General features: G+C 42.7%; 31 protein-coding genes and 1 pseudogene. 2 read left to right on the top strand and 30 right to left on the bottom strand.

Features of this window, described 5'->3' with window-relative positions; all coding sequences use genetic code 11:
• The 26 genes from spoIVB to V7Z64_RS02435 form a co-directional block, all read right to left on the bottom strand.
• The coding region (gene spoIVB, locus V7Z64_RS02310; RefSeq protein WP_334109296.1) for a SpoIVB peptidase at positions 1-866 on the bottom strand (866 nt) is incomplete at its 3' end.
• A 114-nt stretch (positions 867-980) separates the two neighbouring features.
• On the bottom strand, positions 981-2,711 hold the full coding sequence (gene recN / locus V7Z64_RS02315) for a DNA repair protein RecN (RefSeq protein WP_297991971.1): 1,731 nt from the start codon (positions 2,709-2,711) through the stop codon (positions 981-983).
• Between the two features lie 18 nt (positions 2,712-2,729).
• Positions 2,730-3,179 carry a transcriptional regulator AhrC/ArgR gene (gene ahrC, locus V7Z64_RS02320; protein WP_003394146.1) on the bottom strand — a complete coding sequence of 150 codons (450 nt, stop codon included), beginning with the start codon at positions 3,177-3,179 and terminating at the stop codon, positions 2,730-2,732.
• 93 nt (positions 3,180-3,272) lie between these two features.
• Positions 3,273-4,115, bottom strand: coding sequence for a TlyA family RNA methyltransferase (locus V7Z64_RS02325; RefSeq protein ID WP_297991968.1), 843 nt, complete (start codon positions 4,113-4,115; stop codon positions 3,273-3,275).
• Between the two features lie 3 nt (positions 4,116-4,118).
• Positions 4,119-6,011 (bottom strand): 1-deoxy-D-xylulose-5-phosphate synthase, encoded by a 1,893-nt coding sequence (dxs, locus tag V7Z64_RS02330; protein ID WP_297991989.1) that lies wholly within the window; start codon positions 6,009-6,011, stop codon positions 4,119-4,121.
• 172 nt (positions 6,012-6,183) lie between these two features.
• Positions 6,184-7,056 (bottom strand): polyprenyl synthetase family protein, encoded by an 873-nt coding sequence (locus V7Z64_RS02335; protein WP_297991986.1) that lies wholly within the window; start codon positions 7,054-7,056, stop codon positions 6,184-6,186.
• 9 nt (positions 7,057-7,065) lie between these two features.
• Entirely contained in the window at positions 7,066-7,278 is a 213-nt protein-coding gene (locus V7Z64_RS02340; RefSeq protein WP_003394142.1) for an exodeoxyribonuclease VII small subunit, read from the bottom strand.
• On the bottom strand, positions 7,275-8,615 hold the full coding sequence (gene xseA / locus V7Z64_RS02345; protein ID WP_297991984.1) for an exodeoxyribonuclease VII large subunit: 1,341 nt from the start codon (positions 8,613-8,615) through the stop codon (positions 7,275-7,277). Before xseA ends, V7Z64_RS02340 begins: the two co-directional genes overlap by 4 nt.
• 23 nt (positions 8,616-8,638) lie before the next feature.
• Positions 8,639-9,490, bottom strand: coding sequence for a bifunctional methylenetetrahydrofolate dehydrogenase/methenyltetrahydrofolate cyclohydrolase FolD (gene folD, locus V7Z64_RS02350; protein WP_297991966.1), 852 nt, complete (start codon positions 9,488-9,490; stop codon positions 8,639-8,641).
• A 23-nt stretch (positions 9,491-9,513) separates the two neighbouring features.
• Positions 9,514-9,900 (bottom strand): transcription antitermination factor NusB, encoded by a 387-nt coding sequence (gene nusB / locus V7Z64_RS02355; protein ID WP_003394138.1) that lies wholly within the window; start codon positions 9,898-9,900, stop codon positions 9,514-9,516.
• A gap of 121 nt (positions 9,901-10,021) precedes the next feature.
• Entirely contained in the window at positions 10,022-10,417 is a 396-nt protein-coding gene (locus V7Z64_RS02360) for an Asp23/Gls24 family envelope stress response protein (RefSeq protein WP_297991961.1), read from the bottom strand.
• Positions 10,418-10,439: 22 nt separating this feature from the next.
• The gene (gene accC, locus V7Z64_RS02365; protein ID WP_003394136.1) at positions 10,440-11,792 is read right to left on the bottom strand and encodes an acetyl-CoA carboxylase biotin carboxylase subunit; all 1,353 of its coding nucleotides are present in this window, start codon (positions 11,790-11,792) and stop codon (positions 10,440-10,442) included.
• Positions 11,793-11,805: 13 nt separating this feature from the next.
• Complete coding sequence (gene accB, locus V7Z64_RS02370) at positions 11,806-12,297, bottom strand: acetyl-CoA carboxylase biotin carboxyl carrier protein (RefSeq protein WP_297991956.1); 492 nt, start codon at positions 12,295-12,297, stop codon at positions 11,806-11,808.
• A gap of 194 nt (positions 12,298-12,491) precedes the next feature.
• A complete protein-coding gene (locus V7Z64_RS02375; RefSeq protein WP_003394134.1) occupies positions 12,492-13,046 on the bottom strand; it encodes a SpoIIIAH-like family protein in 555 nt (184 codons plus the stop codon).
• Between the two features lie 12 nt (positions 13,047-13,058).
• Positions 13,059-13,625 (bottom strand): stage III sporulation protein AG, encoded by a 567-nt coding sequence (gene spoIIIAG, locus V7Z64_RS02380; RefSeq protein WP_003394126.1) that lies wholly within the window; start codon positions 13,623-13,625, stop codon positions 13,059-13,061.
• A gap of 6 nt (positions 13,626-13,631) precedes the next feature.
• Entirely contained in the window at positions 13,632-14,201 is a 570-nt protein-coding gene (gene spoIIIAF, locus V7Z64_RS02385) for a stage III sporulation protein AF (protein WP_297991951.1), read from the bottom strand.
• A gap of 15 nt (positions 14,202-14,216) precedes the next feature.
• Complete coding sequence (gene spoIIIAE / locus V7Z64_RS02390) at positions 14,217-15,377, bottom strand: stage III sporulation protein AE (protein WP_297991949.1); 1,161 nt, start codon at positions 15,375-15,377, stop codon at positions 14,217-14,219.
• A gap of 4 nt (positions 15,378-15,381) precedes the next feature.
• Positions 15,382-15,783, bottom strand: coding sequence for a stage III sporulation protein AD (gene spoIIIAD, locus V7Z64_RS02395; RefSeq protein ID WP_171335196.1), 402 nt, complete (start codon positions 15,781-15,783; stop codon positions 15,382-15,384).
• Between the two features lie 6 nt (positions 15,784-15,789).
• Complete coding sequence (spoIIIAC, locus tag V7Z64_RS02400) at positions 15,790-15,996, bottom strand: stage III sporulation protein AC (protein WP_003394116.1); 207 nt, start codon at positions 15,994-15,996, stop codon at positions 15,790-15,792.
• A 15-nt stretch (positions 15,997-16,011) separates the two neighbouring features.
• Positions 16,012-16,524: a stage III sporulation protein SpoIIIAB gene (gene spoIIIAB / locus V7Z64_RS02405; RefSeq protein WP_297991945.1), complete on the bottom strand. Its 513-nt coding sequence runs from the start codon at positions 16,522-16,524 to the stop codon at positions 16,012-16,014.
• Complete coding sequence (spoIIIAA, locus tag V7Z64_RS02410; protein ID WP_297991943.1) at positions 16,525-17,451, bottom strand: stage III sporulation protein AA; 927 nt, start codon at positions 17,449-17,451, stop codon at positions 16,525-16,527.
• Between the two features lie 11 nt (positions 17,452-17,462).
• Entirely contained in the window at positions 17,463-17,735 is a 273-nt protein-coding gene (locus V7Z64_RS02415; protein WP_003394110.1) for a YqhV family protein, read from the bottom strand.
• A gap of 133 nt (positions 17,736-17,868) precedes the next feature.
• Positions 17,869-18,426, bottom strand: a complete 558-nt coding sequence (gene efp / locus V7Z64_RS02420; protein ID WP_003394108.1) for an elongation factor P — start codon at positions 18,424-18,426, stop codon at positions 17,869-17,871.
• Positions 18,427-18,445: 19 nt separating this feature from the next.
• Positions 18,446-19,507, bottom strand: coding sequence for a M24 family metallopeptidase (locus V7Z64_RS02425; protein WP_297991939.1), 1,062 nt, complete (start codon positions 19,505-19,507; stop codon positions 18,446-18,448).
• Complete coding sequence (gene aroQ / locus V7Z64_RS02430; RefSeq protein WP_297991936.1) at positions 19,507-19,956, bottom strand: type II 3-dehydroquinate dehydratase; 450 nt, start codon at positions 19,954-19,956, stop codon at positions 19,507-19,509. Before aroQ ends, V7Z64_RS02425 begins: the two co-directional genes overlap by 1 nt.
• Positions 19,957-19,993: 37 nt before the next feature.
• Positions 19,994-20,557: a YqhR family membrane protein gene (locus V7Z64_RS02435; protein WP_297991933.1), complete on the bottom strand. Its 564-nt coding sequence runs from the start codon at positions 20,555-20,557 to the stop codon at positions 19,994-19,996.
• A gap of 115 nt (positions 20,558-20,672) precedes the next feature.
• Here V7Z64_RS02435 and V7Z64_RS02440 point away from each other — a divergent pair, with 115 nt between their 5' ends.
• The gene (locus V7Z64_RS02440) at positions 20,673-21,602 is read left to right on the top strand and encodes a DUF1385 domain-containing protein (protein ID WP_297991930.1); all 930 of its coding nucleotides are present in this window, start codon (positions 20,673-20,675) and stop codon (positions 21,600-21,602) included.
• Positions 21,603-21,622: 20 nt separating this feature from the next.
• Complete coding sequence (locus V7Z64_RS02445; RefSeq protein WP_297991928.1) at positions 21,623-21,964, top strand: SA1362 family protein; 342 nt, start codon at positions 21,623-21,625, stop codon at positions 21,962-21,964.
• A gap of 23 nt (positions 21,965-21,987) precedes the next feature.
• Here V7Z64_RS02445 and V7Z64_RS02450 read toward each other — a convergent pair whose 3' ends face one another.
• From V7Z64_RS02450 to V7Z64_RS02465, 4 genes and pseudogenes are all read right to left on the bottom strand, one after another.
• Complete coding sequence (locus V7Z64_RS02450; RefSeq protein WP_334109297.1) at positions 21,988-22,866, bottom strand: patatin-like phospholipase family protein; 879 nt, start codon at positions 22,864-22,866, stop codon at positions 21,988-21,990.
• 75 nt (positions 22,867-22,941) lie between these two features.
• The gene (gene mntR / locus V7Z64_RS02455) at positions 22,942-23,370 is read right to left on the bottom strand and encodes a transcriptional regulator MntR (protein WP_003394093.1); all 429 of its coding nucleotides are present in this window, start codon (positions 23,368-23,370) and stop codon (positions 22,942-22,944) included.
• 68 nt (positions 23,371-23,438) lie between these two features.
• Complete coding sequence (splB, locus tag V7Z64_RS02460) at positions 23,439-24,464, bottom strand: spore photoproduct lyase (RefSeq protein ID WP_297991922.1); 1,026 nt, start codon at positions 24,462-24,464, stop codon at positions 23,439-23,441.
• 107 nt (positions 24,465-24,571) lie between these two features.
• A pseudogene (locus V7Z64_RS02465) lies at positions 24,572-25,696 on the bottom strand (vitamin B12-dependent ribonucleotide reductase); the annotation flags it as partial.
• Positions 25,697-25,734: the final 38 nt, after the last annotated feature.

A 25,734-nucleotide genomic window follows, 5' to 3' on the forward strand; every position in this document is an offset into this window, starting at 1 on the left:
GGACTGTTCGTTTTAATGTCGCCAATGACTTGTTTATCGCTTGAAAACCTCGCTAGCTTTTCGCCCGGGCTACCATTCCTTCCTTTATCAATAGCTGTTACCGTTGATTTGACAATCGTTCCGTCGCGAACGACGATCGGCTTTCTCGTGTCCATATCAGAAATGACGTGACCGAGTGCGCCGTATATGTTTGATTTCGGATCATAAAACGTCATCGTGCCGATTCCTGCCGCTGAGTCACGAATGTACAATCCGATACGATACGCTTCATCTTGTTTATCTTTTAACGGGGTGAGCGTCGTTTCAAACGTATGACGATCACGCACAACAGTCAGTCGCAACGGCTTCCCTGTCCTTCCCGCTTTTTCAATGAACGGGGACACGTCCGTCATCTTTTCGATTTTTTTCCCGTTGATGTGCGTAATCGCATCTCCAACTTGGATGCCGGCCGTTTCGCCCGGCGACAGCTTCCCTTGTTCCGTTTCGACTAAGTGATGACCCACGACGAGAACACCAACCGTATTCAGCTTCACGCCAATCGATTGACCACCCGGAACGACTTTGAAGTCCGGCAATACTTTCACATTCACTTGCTTTATTGGAAACCCTGCCATTTGCAGTATAACATCGCTTTCTCCGACATGTTCTCCGCTAATTGCTAACTTTTCTTTTTGTTGAACATGAACTGCATTCGTTGTTACAGCTTGAACGGGGCCAAACGCAGGCACATGAGCCGTTTGCCCGTGAAATAAAACAAGTTGTTTCGGAATTTTTACATATGTTTGAAATGGCGTTGCCATACTGAGAACGATAAAAGAAACAAGGAGAAATGCACCTATTCCTTTTCTTAATTTGTCAAAATCCAAATGTCTTCACTCTCCTCGTTCCTACGTACACACCGAATCCTACACTATTTAATGTTGCCTGAAACAATCGAAATATAACCGAATGAAATGAAAAAACAATGCCAATGTTGGTATTTATGCTGTTTCGTTTTTGATTTTTTCCGCTAGTTGTAACAACTCATGGGCGTGCTGTTTCGTCAGTTGGGTAATTTCTACTCCCGAAATCATGCGGCTAATTTCGTTAATTTTTTCTTCCTCATTTAATGCTTCAACGATCGTTTTCGTCCGTCCATCGACCGTTTCTTTAGCGATGAATAAATGCGTATCTGCCATCGCCGCAACTTGGGGCAAATGCGAAATGCAAAGCACTTGTGAATGACGTGCGACGCGATAAATTTTTTCTGCAATCGCTTGAGCTACTCGTCCGCTCACACCTGTATCCACTTCATCAAAAATAATGGAAGTAACACCTTGATGTTTTGAAAAAATGCTTTTTAAAGCGAGCATGATGCGCGACAGTTCCCCACCTGACGCAACTTTAGCAAGCGGCTTTAACGGTTCACCAGGATTCGTCGAAATGTAAAATTCAACTTCATCTATGCCGCTTGCATGCAATTTGACAGGAACCCCATCCACTAACGGATCATCGTATGCCCCTTGACGCTTGCGAAAGACGACATCAAATGTCGTCTTTTCCATGTATAAATCTTTCAGCTCTTGATGAATATTATCAATGAGCTGCTTAGCATATTGCATGCGCAACTCGCTAATATGCTTCGCTTCAACTAACAAATCGGCAGTAATCGATTGAAGTTCAGCTTGCAATTTATGAATATGATCGTCGCGATGTTGAATGGTTTCAATTTCTTCTTCCACTTTTGCCGCATATTCTAAAATATCGCGCACTGTTTTACCGTACTTGCGTTTTAAATGGTTAATCTCATTTAAACGGCTTTCGATTTCATCAAGTCGAAGTGGATCATATTCTAGCCCGTCTAACTGCCCACGTAGTTGATGAGCAACTTCTTCCAATAAGTAATAACAGTTCGATACGACTTCTTGCGCTTGTTTTAGCGATGCGTCCAAGTCGCTGACATGATCTAAATGGTTCATCGCCAAACCGATCCAATCAAGGCCGCGCTGTTCCCCGTAAAGCGCCTCATAACTGCTTTGCAGCGCTTCATATATTTTTTGGAAGTTAACAATTTTCCGTCGTTCTTCCATTAGTTGTTCATCTTCATCTGGCTGTAGCTGTGCTTTTTGAATTTCATCTAGCTGAAATGTTAGCAAATCTAACCGATGAGCCATTTGTTGCTCATTTTCGTTCAACTTCTGCAACTGGCGTTTCACCCGCTCGTACGCCGCATACAATGCTCCATACTCTTCCAACGCCTCTCGGATACGTTCTCCACCATATTCATCTAATAATCGCAAATGTTTACTCTCATCGAGCAGTTCCTGATGTTCATGTTGTCCGTGAATGTCAACAAGTGTTGCACCGACTTCACGTAACGTTGCAATCGTTACTAACTTCCCGTTAATGCGACAAATACTTTTCCCGCTCTCTGTAATTTCGCGCCGAAGCACAATCATGCCGTCGCTTATATCGATGCCAAGTTCAGCGCATTTGTTGTAGCACGGATGGTCGTCTTGTTCAAGTAGAAAAAGTCCTTCAATTTCTGCTTTGGCCTCCCCATATCGAACAAACTCCGCTGAACCGCGCCCACCGATTAATAAATGAATGGCGTCAATAATAATTGATTTCCCCGCCCCTGTTTCTCCTGTTAAAACGGTTAATCCTTTTTCGAATGAGAGCGAGAGCGATTCAATAATGGCAAAATTTTTAATAGATAACTCTGCTAACATGTTCGACTCACACCTTTATTACAGCATGTCCAATAATCGTTTCGAAATGACTTCTGTATCTTCGGGCGTGCGACAAATAATTAAACACGTATCATCTCCACAAATCGTTCCAACAATTTCATTCCACTCTAAATGGTCCAGCAACACTCCGATAGCATGCGCATTGCCCGGCAACGTTTTCATCACAAGCAAATGGCCAGCCCCGTCAATTTTTACGAACGCATCCATCAGTGCTCGCTTTAATTTTTGTAGCGGATTAAACCGTTGATCCGCCGGTAAGCTATATTTATATCGCCCATCCATCATCGGAACTTTCACTAAATGAAGTTCTTTAATATCTCGGGATACAGTCGCCTGCGTCACATTAAATCCTTCTTTTCGCAACATATCAACAAGCTCATCTTGCGTTTCAATATCGTGATTGGAAATAATTTCACGAATTTTAATATGACGTTGTCCTTTATTCAATGAAAACACCTCTTTCGTGTGTATAACATGTGCATATTTATACTTCTATGTTACCGAACGATTCGTGGGCAAACAAGAGGGAATAACCGTCTGTTATTCCCCCGCATGTTCTTTATTTTCTTTCAGTTCAGCATGCGCCACCTGAACAACTTCTTCCGGAGAAACAGTTAAACAATTTTCTCCTTTTTCTTTTCCTTCCCAACGTAAATGAAGTAAAAACTCAATGTTTCCATCGCCGCCTGTAATAGGGGAGTGCGTGAGCCCCATCACGTCGTATCCTTCTTGTTGAGCGAACGCGATGATCGCTTCAAGCACTTGTACGTGAACGCGCGCATCACGAACGATGCCCTTTTTCCCAACTAAATCTTTTCCAGCTTCAAACTGTGGTTTGACTAACGCAACAACATCGCTATGAGGCACTAAAATTGTCTTTAACACAGGAAAAATAAGCTTCAAAGAAATAAACGATACATCGATCGTCGCAAAGTTTGGCAAACCGGCGTGGAAATCGCTCGGTGTCACGTAGCGAAAGTTCGTCCGCTCCATCACAACAACTCGCTCATCTTGTCGTAATTTCCACGCCAATTGGTTGTAGCCAACATCAAGAGCATACGACAACTTCACTCCATTTTGCAGCGCACAGTCCGTAAATCCACCCGTTGATGCGCCAATATCGATCATCATTTTATCCTTTACTTGAAGCGAAAATGCACGTAACGCTTTTTCTAATTTCAGTCCCCCTCGACTGACATATGGCAATGCATTTCCTTTTACCGTAAGCGGAATGTCAACGGGGACTTTTTCCCCTGGCTTGTCAAGCCGCATTTCGTTTGAATAAACGAGCCCAGCCATAATCGTCCGCTTTGCTTTTTCGCGCGTTTCAGCCAACCCACGTTCTACAAGTAGTACATCTAAACGTTCTTTCTTCCCTTTCATCTCTCATGCCCTTTTTCTTTTTTTCGGAACTAATAAACAAATACGTTCCATCACATGTTCTGTCGTCAATCCGATTTCTTCTAAAAGTTGTGACACATTCCCGTGTTCAATAAAACGGTCCGGAATGCCCATTCGATCAATGACTGCCCCATGGTAGCCGTGATCATGGGCAAATTCAAGCACAGCGCTTCCAAACCCACCTTGAAGCACAGCTTCTTCAATTGTAAGTAGCGGCATATTTTTTTTCAGCAATGTGTGCAGCATATGTTCATCAAGCGGCTTAATAAAGCGAGCATTGACCACTTGCACAGAAATGCCGTCATGCGCAAGACGTTCAGCTGCTTGAAGCGCCATTGGAATCGTCGTACCAAACGTTAAAATAGCGACATCCGTCCCTTCACATAACACTTCCCACGTGCCGATTGGGATAGTTTTCAATTGCTCATCCATCGGGACGCCAAGACCGTTGCCGCGCGGAAAACGCATCGCAATCGGTCCCTCATCGTATTGAATCGCTGTATATACCATATGTTGCCCTTCATTTTCATCTTTCGGCATCATTAATACGATGTTTGGAATGTGGCGCAAAAATGCGATGTCAAACACCCCTTGATGCGTTTCACCATCAGCCCCAACAAGCCCTGCACGATCAATGCCGAGAAATACGTTTAAGTTTTGGCGACAAATATCGTGGACAACTTGGTCATACGCCCGCTGTAAAAACGTTGAATAAATCGCTAAAAACGGCTTCATTCCTTGCGTCGCTAAACCAGCAGCCATCGTTGCCGCATGTTGTTCTGCAATTCCAACGTCGTACATGCGCTCAGGAAATTCGCTAGCAAACCCTTCGAGCTTCGATCCGACCGGCATTGCTGGGGTAATCGCGACAATGCGGCGATCCTCGCGCGCCAATTTACGAACAGTTTCACTAACAAGTGCACTCCACGATGGAGCAGATGGCTTTGATTGGATGAAATCCCCCGTCTCGATTTTATAAGGTCCTGTGCCATGCCACGTTCCGACTTTATCGTTTTCTGCTGGGTGATATCCTTTTCCTTTTTTCGTTATCACATGAACGAGAACAGGACCTTTCGTCTTTTTCGCATAATGTAAGTTTTCAAACAAATCTTCAAAGTTATGGCCGTCCACCGGTCCAAAGTACGTAAATCCTAGCTCTTCAAAAAATACACCTGAAACGAGCAAATACTTAATGCTATCTTTGACTCGTTCTGCAGTTGCAGCAAGCTTTCCACCGACAGCTGGAATTTTCTTTAATAACATCTCTAGTTCATCTTTTACCCAATGGTATTTCCCGGCTGTTCGCAACCGCCCAAGTACATTATGCAATGCACCAACGTTTGGGGCAATCGACATTTCATTGTCGTTTAAAATGACGATCATATCTTTTTTCTCGTGTCCGATATGGTTTAACGCTTCCAATGCCATTCCACCTGTAAGTGCACCATCTCCAATGATTGGAACAATATGTTCATTCGTTCCTTTTAAATCGCGTGCAATGGCCATTCCCATCGCAGCCGACAATGATGTCGAACTATGCCCTGTCTCCCATACATCATGTTCGCTTTCACTTCGTTTTGGGAAGCCACATAATCCTTTATATTGACGCAACGTATCGAATTGATTCGCCCGACCGGTTAAAATTTTATGCACGTACGATTGATGGCCGACATCCCAAATGAGCTTATCTTTCGGGCTGTCGAATACTTTATGAAGCGCAATCGTCAATTCAACAACACCGAGGTTCGGACCAATATGTCCTCCTGTTTTTGATAATTTTTCAATGAGAAACTGTCTAATTTGTTCACTTAATTGAATTAACTGTTCATTCGACATTCGTTTTAAAAATTTCGGGTTTTGAATCGCTTCAAGATCCAATGCGACCACTCTCTTTCATATAAGCTAAACAACTGATATAATACAGGTCTTTTGTAGTTTTAATTATACAGGCAAACATGTTTACACGCAAAAAAGAGCCGCTTACACAAACGTGTGAACGGCTAACATTTCTTTTCCACTATACCACATGTTGTTTATTTCCTCAATGATATTAATGATCGCGCGTTTCAATGAGGTCGCAAATGTAATGTAACAGCGACGCGTCGAGTTCTGTTTGCTCAAGAAGTGTGCGCGCCTCCGTCATATGATCGCGTAGTTTACGCTTTGCCCCGTCAAGCGTCAACAGCGCTGGATAAGTCGATTTATCATTTTCGACATCGCTTCCTACTTTTTTCCCGATTTTTTGTTCTTCTCCTTCAATGTCTAATATGTCATCGCGAATTTGAAACGCCAATCCGAGATGATCGGCAAAGGCCGTTAACAACGTTAATTGTTGTTCCGTTGCCCCACCTAGTATCGCACCTGCCCGAATGCTGTATTGCAACAGTTTTCCTGTTTTATGACGATGAATATATTCCAATTGTTGCAAGCTAATCGTTTTCCCTTCCCCTTCTAAATCAGCGACTTGCCCACCAACCATTCCTTCAGGTCCAGCCGCTTTCGCCAACTCCGAAATGAGTCGAACTTTGACATCGGGCGAAGTGTTTTTATCATCTGCTATCACTTGAAAAGCATACGTGAGCAACGCATCGCCTGCTAAAATCGCATTCGCTTCCCCGAACACTTTATGATTCGTCGGTTTGCCGCGCCGTAAATCGTCGTTATCCATGCTCGGCAAATCATCATGAATGAGCGAGTACGTATGAATCATTTCGAGCGCACAGGCAACGGAAATGCCGATGTCCACCGGCTTACGAAATGCGTGTAACGTGGCAAGCAACAAAAGGGGACGAATGCGCTTTCCCCCTGCTTGCAATGAATACAACATCGCTTCTTTTATTGTTTCAGGTGCTTGCAACGGCTCAATATATGCCGGGAGCTGTTGTTCAATTTGCGTTTTATATTGTCGCAATAGCGATTGTATTTTCAACTTTTACTCCTCCTGCACCATAAACGGTTCAAGTTGCCCATCTTCTTTCAAAATGAATTCCATTTGCTTTTCCACTTGCTGTAGTTTATCGTGACAAAACTTTGACAATTTCATACCTTCTTGAAAAAAGTGGATCGCCTCTTCAAGTGGAACGTCCCCTTCTTCGAGCTTTTGTACAATTTCTTCGAGCTTGTTCATCGCTTCTTCAAACGTCATATATTCCCCTCCTCAATATTCGAAACAACGCAATGTGCCCGTCCGTCTTGAAAACGAATGTGAATACGGTCCCCTTCTTGCAATTGTTGTACCGTCTTAATGAGCGTTTGTTGCTCATCGTAAGCTAAACTATATCCGCGTTCCATAATTTTTAGCGGACTGAGCGCATCAAGTTTTGCTAGTTTTGTAGTGAGCAACCATGCTTTTTGTTTCATCACATCGTTCATGTTACGAACAATGGCGTGTTCTAACGTACGCAGGCGATCTGCCGTCTTTTCAATTCTTGACTGCGGATGATGGGCAAACAACGTCAACTGTACTTGTTGAAGTTGGTTCCCTTTTTGCTTTAACATATCGTTCATTTGTCGACGCAGGCGGTCGACGAGCGTATCGAGCTGTTGCTCTTTTTGTTCATAAAGTCGTTTCGGATAGCGAAAGGCGTACGCGGAACGCAATGATTGCAATCGCTTTTGCTCCGCATTGATGCGCTCTTTCATCGCTCGAATAAGGCGAGCTTGCTGTTCGGACACACGTGAGAGCAAATCAGCTATATGTGGAACAGCGAGCTCAGCTGCTCCGGTCGGCGTCGGTGCACGCAAATCGGCAACAAAATCAGCGATCGTATAATCTGTCTCATGTCCAACAGCAGAAATAATCGGAATACGAGAAGCAAAAATGGCCCGCGCCACGATTTCTTCATTGAACGCCCAAAGTTCCTCAATTGATCCCCCACCACGTCCGACGATAAGCACGTCAATGTTCCCCATTTCATTCGCTTTTTGAATCGATTGAACAATCGATAGCGGAGCTTGTTCACCTTGAACGAGCGTTGGGAATAAAATAACTTTCGCTAACGGATAACGCCGGCGAATCGTCGTTAAAATATCGCGGATGGCCGCTCCCGTCGGCGATGTAACAACGCCAATATGTTGTGGGAATTTCGGGATCGGCTTTTTATGCGCCTCGGCAAATAATCCTTCTTGTTCCAATTTCTTTTTTAGCTGCTCATACGCTAAGTAAAGCGCACCAATGCCATCCGGCTGCATTTCTTTTACGTATACTTGATACGCGCCGCTCGGCTCGTATACGGAAATTTCGCCGCGCACAAGTACAGTCATCCCATTCTCCGGTTTAAACGTTAATTGACGATTATACCCGGCAAACATGACAGCTTGAATGCGCGCTTGTTCGTCTTTTAAAGTAAAGTACATGTGTCCACGCGAGTGGTATGTAAAGTTCGAGATTTCCCCTTTAATCCATAAATCTTGTAAATGTGGGTCGACTTCAAATTTTCGCTTAATGTATTTCGTTAACGCCGCAACCGTTACATACTTCATTTGTGCCACAGAAAAAACCTCGCTTATTCGTGTTGTTCACGGGCTGCTTGAATCGTGTTGTTTAACAGCATCGTAATGGTCATCGGCCCAACTCCTTTTGGCACAGGAGTGATATAGCTAGCTACTTCTTTTACATCATCAAAATCGACATCTCCGCATAACTTTCCATTTTCTAATCGATTAACACCAACATCGATGACAATTGCTCCTTCTTTCACATGTTGGGACGTAATGAGCTTCGGCTTTCCGACAGCAACGATTAAAATATCGGCTTGGCTCGTAATCGCTGCTAAATCGTTTGTGCGTGAATGACAATATGTCACTGTCGCATGTTCGCGCAAAAACAGTTGTCCGACCGGTTTACCGACAATATTGCTTCGTCCGACAACAACAACATGTTTTCCTGCAATGTCAACTTGCAAAGATTGAACCATATATAAAATACCATACGGTGTGCAAGGTAAAAACGTCCGTTGTCCCGTCATCATTCGTCCAATGTTTAACGGATGAAAACCGTCAACATCTTTCTCAGGCGCAATCGCCTCAATGACGTGCAATTCATCAATTTGTTTTGGTAGCGGCAATTGTACTAAAATGCCGTGTACCGAGCGATCTTCATTCAAACGAGCAATTTGCTCTAGCAAAAACGACTCACATATGTCATCTGGAAACGTAAGTAAAATCGAGCGAATCCCAATTTCTTCACATGCTTTTTGTTTCGCTTTCACATACGATTGAGAAGCAGGATGATCCCCGACAAGAATGACGGCTAATGTCGGCTCAACGCCTGTCTCTTTTAACTCCTCCACTTCTTTCGCTAACTGTGCTCGTTTTTCTTTCGCTAATTCAAAACCGTTAATGATTTGTGCTGCCATAAACCCTTCTCCCCCTTGTTTGTTTAAGACAATGCTTCTTTTATTTTTGCAAGTACGCCGTTAATAAAGCGACTTGATTTTTCATCTCCAAATACTTTTGCTAATTCAATAGCTTCATCCATACTTACACTTAACGGGATATCGTCCATATATTTCATTTCGAATACAGCCATTCGTAAAATGGAACGATCAACGTTTGCAACGCGTTCTAACGTCCATTTTTCTAAATGTTGACGCAATAAGTCATCGATTTCTTTTTGATGTTCAACAACACCTAAAACGATCATTTCCATAAATGGATCCGTTTCTGCTTCAACGACGTTTGCAATCGCTGCATGTGGATCAATGCCTCCCACATCAATTTGAAACAATGCTTGCAACGCTTTTTCTCTTGCTGTATGCCGTTTCATGACCAAAACCCTTTCTAATCATATTGTCGAAAATCATATCATGATCATACCATATTTCGATAAAAGAAAACACTCATACAGCGAAAAAGGGCGATCTCCTAAACGAGATGGCCCTTTTTCTTTACTCGACTTCCGCCTCTGCTTTTGGTGTTTCAAACTGAACACCGACAACATGAACGTTCACTTCAGCTGTCTCTAATCCTGTCATCGTCAACAATGCTTGCCGAACGTTTTCTTGAATTTTTTGTGAGACAGTTGGGATCGATACGCCAAAATTCATCACACAATAAATATCGATGATGATGCCACGATCTGTTAAGTCGACCTTTACACCTTTTCCATGATTTTTTTTACCTAATTTTTCAACAACACCTGCCGCAAAGTTGCCGCGCATTTGTGCAACACCTTCAATTTCAGAAGCTGCAATACCAGCGATGACTTCAATCACTTCCGGCGCAATCTCTACCCTACCTAAACTGTTATGTCCATTTTCCATCTCTAATACATGCTCAGACATAACGAATCCCCTCCTTTATCGTTTAAGAGTTCATTACATCGTATGTTTCTAAAAACTTTGTATTAAAGTTTCCTTCAACAAATTTTTCGTGTTCAAGCAATTTTAAATGAAACGGAATCGTCGTATGAACTCCCTCGATGACAAATTCACTTAAGGCACGCTTCATCCGAGCGATCGCTTCCTCGCGCGTCGGCGCATGAACGATAAGCTTTGCGATCATCGAATCGTAATATGGCGGAATCGTATAGCCTGGATAAACGGCAGAATCGACACGCACACCAAACCCACCCGGCGGCAAATACATCTGTATTTTTCCTGCTGATGGCATAAAGTTTTTCGAAGGGTTTTCGGCATTAATGCGACATTCAATCGACCAACCGTTGAAAGTAACGTCTTCTTGCTTCAACGATAGCTTTTCGCCTGATGCGACGCGAATTTGCTCTTTAATTAAATCAACGCCTGTTACCATTTCCGTTACAGGATGTTCAACTTGAATGCGCGTATTCATCTCCATAAAATAAAACTGACGGTTGCGATAGTCGTAAATAAATTCCACCGTCCCTGCCCCTGTGTACTGAACAGCTTGTGCTGCTTTCACCGCTGCTTCTCCCATTTGCTGACGCATATGTTCATCGAGCACAGGAGATGGAGTTTCTTCTAACAGCTTTTGTAAACGGCGTTGAATCGTACAATCGCGTTCGCCGAGATGAATGACGTTTCCGTATGTGTCTGCGAGCACTTGAATTTCCACATGTCGAAAATCTTCAATATACTTTTCGATATATACGCCTGGATTTCCGAACGCAGTTGCTGCTTCTTGTTGTGTAATCGTAATTCCTTTCATAAGCTCTTGTTCATTTCGAGCGACACGAATGCCTTTTCCGCCACCACCTGCTGTTGCCTTAATAATAACAGGATACCCGATTTCATTCGCTAGTGCAATCGCTTCATCGACGCTTTCGATAATTCCTTGTGACCCAGGAACGATCGGTACCCCAGCTTGCCTCATCGTTTCGCGCGCAACATCCTTTGTCCCCATTTTTGTAATCGCTTCCGGACTTGGTCCGACAAATGTGATGTTACATTCTCTACATAGCTCGGCGAAATCAGCATTTTCAGCTAAAAATCCATATCCTGGATGAATCGCATCACATTGAGTTAACGTCGCTACGCTCATGATGTTTGTGAAATTTAAGTAACTATCTTTAGACGTTTTTGGACCGATGCAATATGCTTCATCCGCTAATTGTACATGAAGCGCTTCACGATCGGCTTCAGAAAATACGGCGACCGTCTCGATGCCAAGCTCTTTGCACGCCCGAATGATCCGAACTGCAATTTCCCCACGGTTGGCAATTAACAATTTTTTTATCATAACTATCGCTCCTTTATTCAGGCTTCACAAGGAATAAAGGTTGTCCATATTCAACGAGCTGGCCGTTTTTCACAAGCACTTCTACAATTTCCCCGTCCACTTCCGCTTCAATTTCGTTAAATAATTTCATCGCCTCAACGATACATACAATCGTATCTTTCTTCACTTTGTCGCCGACTTTCACGTACGGTGCTGCATCTGGCGATGGCGCCGCATAAAACGTACCGACCATCGGCGATGTAATGGTATGTAAATTTTCCGTTGAAACAGCCGGCTTTTCTTGTTTCACTTCCTCTTTCACTTCCACTTTTTCGACAACTGGTGTTGGTTGTTGAGCAACAGTTACCGGCGGCACGTCCACTTTCGGTGGAGCAACGACGACTTGTTCCGCTGCCCCAGCTTTTTTCATCTTAATTTTGGAGCCATCGTGCTCGTATACAAACTCCACAATGTTTGATTCGTTTACTAATCGGATTAATTCGCGAATTTCTTGAATTTTCAACATCGACTTACACCCCTCGCCCCATCATTTGTAGAAAAAGATTATACAATACCATGATACGACACACCTTTTCCATTATTCAATAAAATGATAAGAAAATGTTAGAAAATTTATATCAGGTCATAAAAACAATTATTATTATATAGTATTATAAAATCGGTTTTCAACCGAAAAAAAAGAAATAACCGGGTATCCGGTTATTTTTGGAATCGGACAGCTACGTCTTGCACGCGGCCAAGTTCGCTTTGAACGAGCTGAATGATTTCATTCGCTGCCTTTTTCGAATGTTCTTTTGCCTTTACAGTAATGTGCACTTGATTTTCATGGACGCGAACGAGTGCGTCGTCGTATCCTTTTGATTTAATTAACGTTTCGAGCACAGCTTCTTTTTCTGCAACATTCGATAACTGTTGCAACTGATCAATCGCTTTACTTTTTTCCTCAGCAGAGACGTTATTGGAAGCGACAATCGCATTCAACTCTTGGCGCAGCTTGCTTCGCTCATCTTCAATTTCTAGACGAAGGGCTGTAAATAAATCGTCGCTTGCCGTGTTGCTTTGTTCAACCGTCACTTCTTCTTCGGTTGCTGTTTCTCCTTTCATCGCTTCATCTGTCGGCTTTAAATCTTTTTCTTCTGATTTTTGTTCAAACGCTACTTGCTCTGTCAATTGTGGACTCGTGACATAGTACACCGATAGCACAACAACTAAACTAAACATCGTTAATAACCAAACGGTTTGCTTTTTCAACATATGTGTTCCCCCTTATTTTTTTGGTAAAACAGCAACGCGATGGCTCGGAACGTTTAACGTTCTCGTCACCGCTTCTACAATCCATTTTTTCACTTGCACTTGATCGGCTCCTTTAGCAACGACAAGCACTCCACGAATTTCAGGTTTTTTCGTTTGTAAAATAAGCGGCTTCTCTTCGTCTCCTTTTCGCACGATGACGATTTTTTCATCTGTTGCCTCATCTTCAATTTGACGCTTCCCGCCTTCTTTATCTTCCTCTATCGTTCGCTTTTTCTGAACGGTAGCATTTTTTTCAAGTACGTTTTGTTCTGTAGCATCGACATTGACGATCACTTTCACTTCGCCTACTCCAACAATGGCTTCAAGCGCTTCCTTTAATTGCTGTTCATACCGTTCTTCGTAATCTGCAATTTGTTTGAGTTTTTTCTCTTCATCGGTTTGACGAAATACTGTTTCAGCTCGTTCCTGCGGCACTTCTTTTGACGATGGAAATTTGAACACGTTGCCAAACAGCATAAAGGACAAGCCAACTACTAAAGTAAGCGCAATAAGACCGTTTTTTTCAATCCATTGTTTCACCCCTCCTTACTCCCTCCTCTCGAGATGAATGGTAATCATTTGCGGGTCTACTTCCCACATGTTGGCTAAAAAGCGTGCGATGTCATCGTGTTGATCTGTTGGTGGCGTCGTCGATTGAATGCGAATCGGCTTTACGACAGAAGCTGCTTCCTCGGCTAACTCGACCGTAATTGACTCAATCGGAGGGGGATTTTGTTCCGACTCCCCAATCGTGAATGAAATGTCCGTAACGATTAAACCATATGTGCGCATCAACTCCTCAGCCGCTATGTTTTTCAGCTGGACAGCCATTTGTTCTAAAATATATGCACGTTGTGAGGCTTGTATTTCTTTTTTCTTTTTTTCTATGTCATTTTCAAACGTTTCGTTTGGTTGTTGCTGAATGGAAGCAAGCCACGTATCTACATCTTCATGAAATAACCGAAAAAGCGGAGAAAACAAGATGAAAATAAATAACAAACCGACGACCATTTTGACATACTTTTGAAATGAACCGTTTGGCAGGATTAGTTCAATAACGACAGCGAGCAAAATAAATGTAATGATGTGCGAAATCCATTCAGTCAATAATCCCACAGTCTCATTCTCCTCTCAACGAACCATCATCGTTAAATTTCCTGCTGCAATGATAACGGTCATACTTAAGAAAAACATAAGCGATACGATCATGAGCGCCACGAGCACATACATGATGCTTTTACTCATCACGCTCAAGCAGGAAATGACGATGCCTCCACCTAACGGTTGTAATATCGCTGCAGCTAGCTGATAAATAAGAGCGATGACTAAAATTTTGATCGCTGGAAACGCTGCGATAAGAAGCAGTAACACAACACCAAACAAACCGACTGTATTTTTTAATAAGACAGAAGCCGTTACGACTGTGTCTGCCGCATCGGTAAACATTCGCCCAATAATGGGTATAAAGTTTCCTGTCACAAATTTCGCTGCTCGTATGGCAATCCCATCCGCAATTGCTGTCGTAGTACCCTTGACAGACAGCACGCCAAAAAAAATGGTAAGCATCATACCGAGCGAACCGATGCTAATGTTGCGCAATAAATCTGCTAATTTCGTCGCTTTATAATGTTCACTCAACAAACTGACAATGCTTAAAATTGTCGCTAAAAATAGAAGGGGCAACGAAAAGTGTTCGATTATCGTTCCTGTCATATTCATAAAAAATAAAACGATCGGATGAAAAAAAGCTACAGATACAATGCCACCTGACGACGCCATAAGCGCAAGTAAAATGGGCAAAAGAGCGATCATAAAACTTGTCATCGTCTGAATAGCTTCTTTTGCGTATGTCACAGCAACATGAAAACTATTTAACGCGATAATTATAAGTACCATATAAACAACCGCATGTGCGACTTTGCTGACGGCATGATGTGAAAAAGCGTTTTGTAGCGACTGTAAAAACAGGCTAAACACCGTCAATAAAATAAGCGTGCCAAGCAATTTTCCGTTTGCCATAAGTTCGTACAATAAAAATTTCAGAAACACTCGCAACCATTCGCTTAGCGACAGCTCTTTCTCCCCATTTATAAACTGCCAAAAAGAACCTTTTTGACTTTCTGGCAACAGCCCCCCGTACTGTTGAACAATATCGTCCCAATATTGTTTAATCGACTCTACGCCCACTTGTTCTGCTTGTTGTTTCACTAGCTCATTCGTCGTTGGTGATGCTTGTACAATACAAGGCAAGAAAAAAAAGAGAAAGAAAAATAAAATTGGAGCGCGCCTCATGTCATCACCCCTTCATCGGAAGAAAACTTAAAATCGTTTCAATGAGAGCAGTCAAAATCGGAATGGCCATCGCTAAAATTAAAATTTTTCCACCAAGTTCAATTTTTCCAGCAATCGCCCCTTGTCCGGCATCTTTTGAAATTTGCGCGCCAAATTCAGCAATGTAAGCGATACCGATAATTTTTAAAATCGTCTCGACGTATACGGTTTGAACGCGCGCTTCGTTCGCTAACGTCTGAACCATGCGAAAAATATCTTGGATGCGATCAAGTAAAAATAAAAAAATAACGGTCCCGACAAATACGGTCAACAAAAGAGAAATGTTCGATTTATGTTCGTTTAAAATCGTTACTAAAAACGTCGCAATTAATCCAAGCCCGACAATTTGTAAAATATCAATGGGTATTCCCTCCTAACTTTGAAACAAAAAAACCGATTTAATTTTTTGAAATAAATCTTGAACGATCGAAATGACTAAAAACAAAATGTAAATAAAACCTAATAATGTCACCCATTGAGCATATTCCTTTTTTCCGAATCCTTCTAAAATCGTATGCAACAGCGCAACGACTATGCCTACTCCAGCAATGCGGAAAATTAAATCGACGTCAACACCCATTTTGAATGTCCTCCTCTATATGAGTAAAAGCACGATGAGAATGCCCGTTAATACGCCTAAACTTTTCATCATTTTTTCGTAGCGTTGTTGTTTTTCAATCGCATCCCCTTCTTCTCTCTCTAAATGAACCATCGTTAAACGAATATAATTTTGTTGAATTTCATGATCGTATTGTCCGAGCGTCTCGCCAAACTGTCTCATAATTTCGAGCTCGCCTTCTTTCAATGCAGTCATTTTCCATACTTCCTGTAAACTTTCTTCCCATGCTTGACGGGCGCTCATCGTTCCTTCTTGTAACTTTTGTGCAAATGTTTCAAATAACCATGACAATGGTCGTGATAGTTGTTGTGAAAGCCGTACAGCCGCTTCCGTTAACGGCGTATGTCCGTACATAATTTCCGCCTCAAGCGATTGCAACGCCATTTTTAATTGGCGTAATTGCCTTGTACGCTCACGCAACAGGCGAGACGCTTCAAACCCTGACCATGTTGTCGCTAATATAATGCATATTGCTCCAATCCATTTCATTTACATCACGCTCATCTTTCGATATATATCGCGCCCGCTACGATCGCGAATCGCTTGAATCGTTCCAGGGAGACCGACATTTGTTAATTCCACAAAGCGCTCAAACACAGCTTGTTCCATAATCGGGCGCAATGACGGGCGCTTCATTATATCGTCTATATGCCGACCGTGCGCTGTCATAAATAAGCCCACTCCTGCATGAACCGCTTCTAAAATCGCGATACAATCTGCTTCGCTCCCAATTTCATCAACAACAAGAACGTCCGGGCTCATGGAACGAATCATCATCATCATCCCCTCTGCCTTTGGACACGCATCGAGCACATCGATGCGATAACCGAATGTAAATTGTGGGATACCTTTGACACAACCAGCAATTTCTGAACGTTCATCGACGATACCGACTTTTCTCGGGGCAATATGCTTCTCTGTTACCCCTGTGCTGATGATCCGAGCAATGTCACGCAGTAGCGTTGTTTTTCCTGTTTGTGGAGCGCCAATGATGATCGTATTAAGCCATCGACGATCATACAAATAAGGAAGAAGGGGGGAAGCGATACCAATCTGTTGCCGAGCTATGCGAATGTTAAACGACGTCACTTGCCGAATCGCCTTAACTTTTCCACCGTCTGTAATCACTTTTCCAGCTAAACCGACCCGGTGTCCGCCTTGAATGGTAATGTACCCTTTTTTTAATTCTTCTTCGATCGCATAAAGAGAGTATTGGCTTAATTTATTCAATAGTTCCATCCCTTCTTCCATTTGTACGACATGTGGACATATGTACGACCTCCCGCTCGCGATAATTTCAAGCGGTCGATGAATACGGATACGAATTTCCTCGATCGTGTTAATCTGCACAGCAACTGGCAACAGTTGGATCGCATCAACGAGCGCCTTAGGCAACATATCGAACACTACTTTCATCCTCTCCCCCCTCATTTCACGACATAAATACCTACCAATATACATACAACCCCAGCGCCGATCCATATGAATTTAAATAAAGATAATTCATTTGCTACCGCAACAAGCCCAACCATCATAACAACGAAAAAAATGGTCGGACCGACAACCGCAAGCAATGTATTGACCGCAATCGCCTTTTTTACATCATTAAGCGACAACATAACAATTGCTGCACTTAATTCAATCGCCGCAGATAAAAACCGTAAACCCGCCATCGTCCAAACAGCTGCATCAATTTTCATTGCATCCTCCTCGTACAACGGTGCTAGTACAACGTATGCAGAAATGGGACGATTCAGAAGTATAGAAAGAAAAATTTGTGGGGGATGTACAAATAAAAAATCGCCCTGCTTTTTCGCAGGACGATTCTTTTTATTATGCACGTGATACGTATGTGCCGTCTGTTGTATTAATAATTAACACATCGCCTTCGTTGACGAAGAATGGCACTTGAACGACAAGACCTGTTTCTAATGTCGCTGGTTTTGAGCCACCTGATGCGGTGTCTCCTTTAATGCCTGGCTCTGTTTCAACGACTTTTAATTCAACTGTGTTTGGCAATTCGACACCAATCGTTTCGCCTTGGTACATCATAATGAACACTTCCATGTTTTCTTTTAAAAACTTCAATTCGTGCTCAATTTGTTTAGCCGGAAGCTCAATTTGCTCATATGATTCCATATCCATGAACACGTGCTGATCGCCGTTTGCATATAAATATTGCATTTTGCGATTGTCAATTTGTGCTTTGCTTACTTTCTCACCTGCGCGGAATGTTTTCTCTTGGATCGCTCCTGTACGCAAGTTACGAAGTTTAGAACGAACGAACGCAGCTCCTTTTCCTGGCTTGACGTGTTGGAACTCGATGACACGCCAAATGTCACCATCTACTTCAATCGTTAAACCTGTGCGAAAATCGTTTACTGAAATCATGTTCATTTCCTCCTACCGTCTATAAAATGATCAGTTCTTTTGGCGAAAGAGTGAGCCGTTCATTGCCGTTTTCTGTAATGACGATGTCATCTTCAATGCGAACACCGCCTAATCCCGCTATGTAAATACCCGGTTCAACCGTCACAACCATCCCCGGCTCTAGCACGGTATCCGAACGCATCGACAGCGCCGGCATTTCATGTACTTCCATGCCGAGCCCATGGCCTGTTGAATGACCAAAATATTCACCGAATCCGCAAGCAGAAATGTAATCGCGCGTAAGCGCATCTGCCTCTCGGCCTGTCATCCCTGGACGAATATGTTCAACACCGCGAAGCTGCGCTTGCAACACGACGTCATATATACGCTTTAGCTCGTCGCTTACATCCCCAACTGCGATCGTTCTCGTAATGTCCGAGCAATACCCATTGTAATATGCGCCAAAATCAAGCGTGACGAGCTCGCCTTTTTCAATGACTTTATTTGTTGCCACCCCATGAGGCAACGCTGAACGCACACCAGATGCAACGATAATATCGAACGATGAACTCGTTGCCCCTTGTTTGCGCATAAAAAACTCTAGCTCATTCGCCACGTCCATTTCGCGCACACCCGGGCGAATAAAATCAAGAATATGACGAAAGGCGGCATCGGCAATCTCGGCTGCTTCCTTTAATATCTTAATCTCTGCTTCCGACTTAATCAAGCGTAACTTTTCAACCGCACCGGAAACGGGAACGAGCGTTGCTTTTACTGTTTTCGCATATGATGAAAACGTCGCATACGACATGTCATCTTGTTCAAAACCAAGCTTTTTGATGCCTAATCGGTCCACTTGTTTTGCTACTTCTTCAATAAGCGTTTGCGTATGTTGGACAATTTCATATCCTTCAATTTGTCGCGTCGCCTGTTCGACATAGCGAAAGTCCGTAATAAATACCGCATCTGTTTCGCTAATTAAAGCAACGCCTGCTGTGCCTGTAAAATTTGTCATATAGCGACGGTTATATTCGTTTGTAATAAGAAAACCGTCAATCCCATACGCTGAAAATTGTTCACGAAGTTTTTTCAATTGTTCCACTATGATTTCCCCTTCCCTTCAACCATATCGAGCAACGCTAAAATCGCCAATCGGTATCCGTTCACACCAAGTCCGACAATTTGTCCCGCCGTCACAGGAGCGATGACAGAGTGGTGGCGAAACGGCTCCCGCGCATGAATGTTTGAAATATGTACTTCAATAACGGGCGTTTTCACGCTCGCAATAGCGTCGCGCAAAGCGTAGCTATAATGCGTAAACGCTCCTGGATTAAAAATAATGCCGTCATATAACGATTCCGCCCGATGAATTTGGTCAATTAACGCCCCTTCATAATTGCTTTGATAACACGTTAATTCCGCCCCGTATTCACCTGCAAATTCCGTTAACTGTTTTTCTAGTTGCGCAAGTGTCGTATGTCCGTAAATGTGCGGCTCTCTCATGCCGAGACGGTTTAAGTTTGGACCGTTTAAAAGGAGGAATCGAATCATTCCCCCTCTCCCCCCTTTGCTTGTAACATATATGAGGTTATTTTACCACATGAGCCTGTTTTTGTCGCCTCATCTCCGCCACTTCAAAAGAAATGGAATATCCGATGAATACACCATATAAAATGTAAAAGCATACCATTGTTACAACGGTGTTTCGTTCAAGTTGCGGAACAGCTTTTAATTGAGGGAATATGGGATTTAGTACGTAAAATACGAGAACCCATAGTGCGAGACCGAAAGCGATGCCTGGCCAAATGCCTTGCTTATTTTTAAAAAAAGCGTAATATGCGAATGCAGCGATGACGGAAGCGAATCCGATACACAACACGGCGATCGTCTGACCGAGCGCCCCGTTTTTCCAATCACCGACTGCCCATGGCTGCAAAATGAAATTTGGCGCCACTTCTGTAAAATGAAAAAAATAAGCACAATATGCGAGAAAGCTCCAAAACACACCTCCAATAAAACCGATCAATGCGACTTTTGCTAACACAGGCATTGGCTTTTCCCTTTTGTTTTGTTCGAGTTGTGCGTCCTGTTTCGTTTTTGTTTGCACAGCAATCACCTCCGTTTTTATCTTGTCCAAAATGTTAGATCTCATGTGTATTGTTTCTCATTTTTGGCAACAATACGAATACAAACGATACATCGACCTAGAGGTTTTTATCGTTTTCTTGTAGAATATAAGAAAAAAGAAAATAGGTTGGTGTCTTCTCATGAACAAAAACGCATACGGCGGGCAAGCAGTCATTGAAGGTGTGATGTTTGCAGGGCGCAATCATTCCGTCACAGCTATTCGTCGAAAAGACGGGTCGATAGAATATTTTCACGTTCCGCGCCAAACAAACAAGACGCTTGCTTCATTGAAAAAAATTCCGTTTCTTCGCGGCATTTTTGCGATTATTCAAGCAAGCGCAAACGGGTCAAAACATTTGCAGTTTTCAAGTGAGAGATATGATCTTGATCCACATGAAGACGAAACTTTGCAAGCGGAAGCGCCGTCTAAATGGACGATGATTTTAGGCGTTGCGCTAATCGGTGTTTTATCGTTTCTATTTGGGAAATTTATTTTCACACTTATTCCCGTATTTTTAGCCGAGTTAACGAGACCGATTTTTTCATCAAATATGGCTCAAATTCTCGTTGAAGGTTTTTTTAAGCTTCTTTTACTTTTAGGTTATATTTACTTTATTTCGCTCACACCACTTGTCAAACGACTGTTTCAATATCACGGAGCAGAACATAAAGTAATTAATGCCTACGAACATGGTTTGCCGCTGACGGTTGAACATGTGCAACAACAATCGCGCCTTCATTATCGTTGCGGTAGTAGCTTCATTTTATTCACCGTTCTCATCGGCGTATTCGTTTACATGTTCGTGCCAACAGAGCCGCTTTGGGTGCGAGTATTGAACCGATTAGCGCTCATTCCTGTCGTACTCGGGTTGTCTTTTGAGGTACTTCAAGCAACGAATGCGTTACGGCATGTTCCTGTATTACGCTGGCTCGGTTACCCAGGTTTATGGTTGCAACTACTCACCACGAAAGAACCGACTGATGATCAAGTGGAAGTAGCAATCGCATCATTTCAACGGTTGCTCGAATTAGAGGGAGAAGCGACGAAACAGCAAGAAGAAGTGGTGTAACGATAAAGGAGGTGGATCGATTGCGTCGGCGCCCATTCCCACTTATTACTTTGCTTATTGTATTCGCTATATTTGGTTTTACTTATCGCTTATGGAACGATCCAATTCAATTGTTGAAACAAGCGATGATCATCGTGCTCATCGTAGCTGTTTTTTACGCCATATACAAATGGATACAAAGACAGCGTTTCGATCATTCGTATCAAAAAGCGGTTAAACAATCGAAAAAACTCCACCATCAAAAAACGAAGCCGACGTCGAAAAAACAACCGCGCCCAAACGCTTTAAAGAAAAAGCACGCCACCCATTTAACAGTAATTGAAGGCAAAAAAGGAAAGAAAAAAAATCGGGCCTCTTTTTGACCCGATTTTTTTCTTTCATACGTTTAATACGTCCATGTTTTTAAAAATTGTTCCGTCCGCTCTTTTCCAAACGAAATGAGCTTCTTTTTTTCTTCATCTGTCATCGAAAAATCTGTTGCGACAACATGTTTTACAGGAAGAAAAATAATGTTTTTTTCATGACGGCGTGAAATATATCGTTCATCGTGTGCCTCGCGCATCGTTTGAAACAACGCTTCATACAATTCAATCGCATTATGAATTTTCTTCTTTGCTTTTTGTCCTTGCCTTGCGCTCAATTTTATGCCGAGAACGGGTCTTTTTTTTCGCTCTTCGTCAAATAAGAAAATAGGAAAATTGCTTAACAATCCACCATCTACGACAATATGCTTTCCTTCTTCTGTCTTTAATCGCACAGGTTCAAAAAAGTAAGGAATGCCAACGCTCATTCTTACTGCCTTTGCGACTGGGAAACGAAGAGGATCAATGCCGTACTTCGGTAAATCATCCGGCAAAATAAGTATCGTTCCGTTCGTTAAATCCGAAGCGACAACACGCAATCGTTCATGGGGCAAATCAGCAAACGTGTACACCCCTTTTTTACTAAGCTGTTCGGCTACCCACTGCTCAAGTTTTTCCCCTTTATAAAGCCCCATTTTCCAATAAAGAAGAAGCCATTTTAACCAGGCATAAGGAATGATCGTCTGTCGCTCATCAAGAAAATCTGTTAAATTCATCTCTTCCATCATGTTTAATATTTCTTTACTTGTAAATCCAGCCGCAATAAACGAAGCAACGAGTGCCCCAGCGCTCGTACCGGCGAGCCGCTTAAAACGAAATCCTTTTTCTTCAATAGCTTCATATGCCCCAATTAACGCAAATCCTTTTACGCCGCCACCCGAAAACACGCCATCGATTTCCACGCTCCTCCCCCCTCGCCATATATGTATGAGAATAAGGAGCACATTGAGCATAAAAAAACAAAAAAGAACAAGCGTTTATGCCTGTTCTTGCTCGTTTTGTTTTTGAATGTTGCGAAGCGCCTCAAGACGTGATTCGTCTTCCTCAAAATATTGTACTAAATCGCCAATGCGATCGATCGCATTCCAGCTTAAATGATGTTCAATTCCCTCGACATCGCGATAAATGTTTTCTTCAGCTACACCGATAAGACGCATAAATTGCTCAAGCAGTTCATGGCGATACACGAGCCGCTTGCCAATTTTTTTACCTTTTGGCGTTAATACAAGCCCTCTGTATTTTTCATATACTAAATATTCATCTTTATCAAGTTTTTGAACCATTTTTGTCACAGAGGAGGGATGAACAGATAACGCTTCGGCAATATCTGATACACGGGCGTACCCTTTTTCTTCAATTAATATATAAATTTGTTCAATATAATCTTCCATGCTTGGTGTTGGCATACGTTCCCCTCCTAAACAAACATCGCAATCATTATGATTATAACATGTTTACCAAGCATGACAACTATTTACGTAAAATATTCAATTGTTGCTTCAGGGAAAAATTGTTCAATATAAGATTGGATCGTGTCATGCAATCGTGTTGCGTCTTCGTCTATATATACATACTTTCCGATGCCATATCGCCCCCATTTATATTTTCGTTTCGTCTCATCAAGATCTAGCTTCGTTTTCGGGTACCTTTTTTGAATGACTGCTTTCGCAGGCTTGGTGAAGCGATGTTGAATTAATTCAAACGTTAAATTCGTTAGGTCAATGCCTTGTAAATGCGTATGCAACCGCTCCAATAGCTCAAAATACCCTTCTTCCCACCCGTCATGCATGTAAATGGGAGCAACGATAAAACCGAGCGGATAACCGGCATGGGCCACTTTTCGCGCTGCCTCTAGCCGCGCATCAAATGAGGACGTTCCTGGTTCAAAGTTTTGGATGACATAACGGGAATTGACGCTAAAGCGAAAGCGCGTTTTTCCGTTATGCTTCGCATCAAGCAAATGGTCGACGTGTTCATATTTTGTGACAAAACGAAGCCGACCGTATTCCGTCTCTCCAATGAATTCGATCGCTTTTTTTAACGCATGCGTCAAATGGTCGATGCCGACAATATCTGATGTACATGCTGCTTCAAAGCGCGTAATTTCTGGAGCACGCTCGTCAATATATTTTTTCGCTTGGGCAAAAATATCATCAAGGTTTACGTATACGCGAATGTATGGTTTACTTCCAAGCGTCGTTTGTAAATAACAGTAATGGCAATGACCCATACAGCCTGTCGCGAGGGGAATGGCGTATTCTGCTGATGGCTTGGACGTATCAAACTTCAAGGTACGCCTGACGCCGACAACGAGTGTTGATTTGGCATTGCGATATTGTTGAAGCTCTGTATCCCCTGGGATACCGCGCACTTGATTGTGGGATGTTGTTTCGCGAATGTCGATATTCATCCTTTGAAATTTTTCCTTTAGTTCTCGCCCAAGAGGGTAGTCAAGCGCCTCACGTTCAAAATAAACAAGCTGTGGAATAAATGGCTTCATCCAATCACCTCAATGTTAGTATGGTTGATTGTTATGAGGTGATGAAATGCAATTTTTGTTATCCGGCATAAAAGAAAAAGGAACGGATTTTTCCGTCCCTTTTTACATTACAAGCCGCATTTTAATTGAGCACCGCAACTTGTGCATGTGTTGCAACCACCAATTTCTTCAACTGTTCCTTCGCGACATACCGGACAAATGTTGCCAACTTCCGATCCAATCGTCACATCCGTTGCACGCAAATCTGGAATCGTTTCAACAAGCGCCACCGCTCGTTTTTTCGGCTCTTCTGGAATTAATTCAAGCTGCTCCTCGACCACATTTTCTTCTGCTTTTAATGTCAATACTTGCGCGTCACGGCTACCATCGACATAAACTGTGCCGCCCTTTGCACCACCTCGCCATAATCGCTCATACACCTTTTGTACTTGCTCCACCGTATAGCCTCGCGGGGCATTCACTGTTTTCGAGAGGCTAGAATCAACCCAGCGTTGGATGATGCATTGCACGTCTGCATGAGCTTCTGGCGATAAATCCATCGCTGTCACAAACCAATGCGGCAAGTGATTTGGATCTGCTTCTGGATGTTTGTCCAAATATTCTTGGACGATATCCGCTTTTACCTCAATAAACTTACCAAGACGACCACTTCGATAATAAGAAAACGAAAAATATGGTTCTAGCCCTGTGGACACGCCAACCATCGTCCCTGTGGACCCGGTCGGAGCAACCGTTAATAAATGCGAGTTACGAATACCGTATTTTAAAATATCTTGACGAATATCTTCCGGCATGTTTTTCATATAACCGGTGTGAATAAACGCTTCGCGCAACTTCATCGTTTCTTCTTCTGTTTCGCCAACTAAAAACGGAAAACTTCCTTTCTCTTTGGCAAGTTCAATCGACGCCCGATATGCCGTTGTTGCGATCGTTTTAAACAGCTCATCAACTAACTGATTCCCTTCTTCGGAGCCATACTCTTTTTCACAATAAATAAGTAAGTCAGCTAGTCCCATGACGCCAAGACCGATGCGACGCTCCCCAAGCGCTTGCTTTTTATTTTCTTCAAGGAAATACGGGGTTGCGTCAATCACGTTATCTTGCATACGGACGCCAACTTCAACCGTACGCTTTAATTTTTCATAATCAACGACCTTCTTTTCTTTATCGACCATATTTGCCAAATTAATCGCGGCTAAATTGCACACAGAATAAGGTGCGAGTGGTTGTTCCAGCTTATGTTACCCTATCGGCTTTTTATCCGATAGCT

The organism is Anoxybacillus sp., from assembly GCF_036834105.1.
GTDB lineage: Bacteria > Bacillota > Bacilli > Bacillales > Anoxybacillaceae > Anoxybacillus.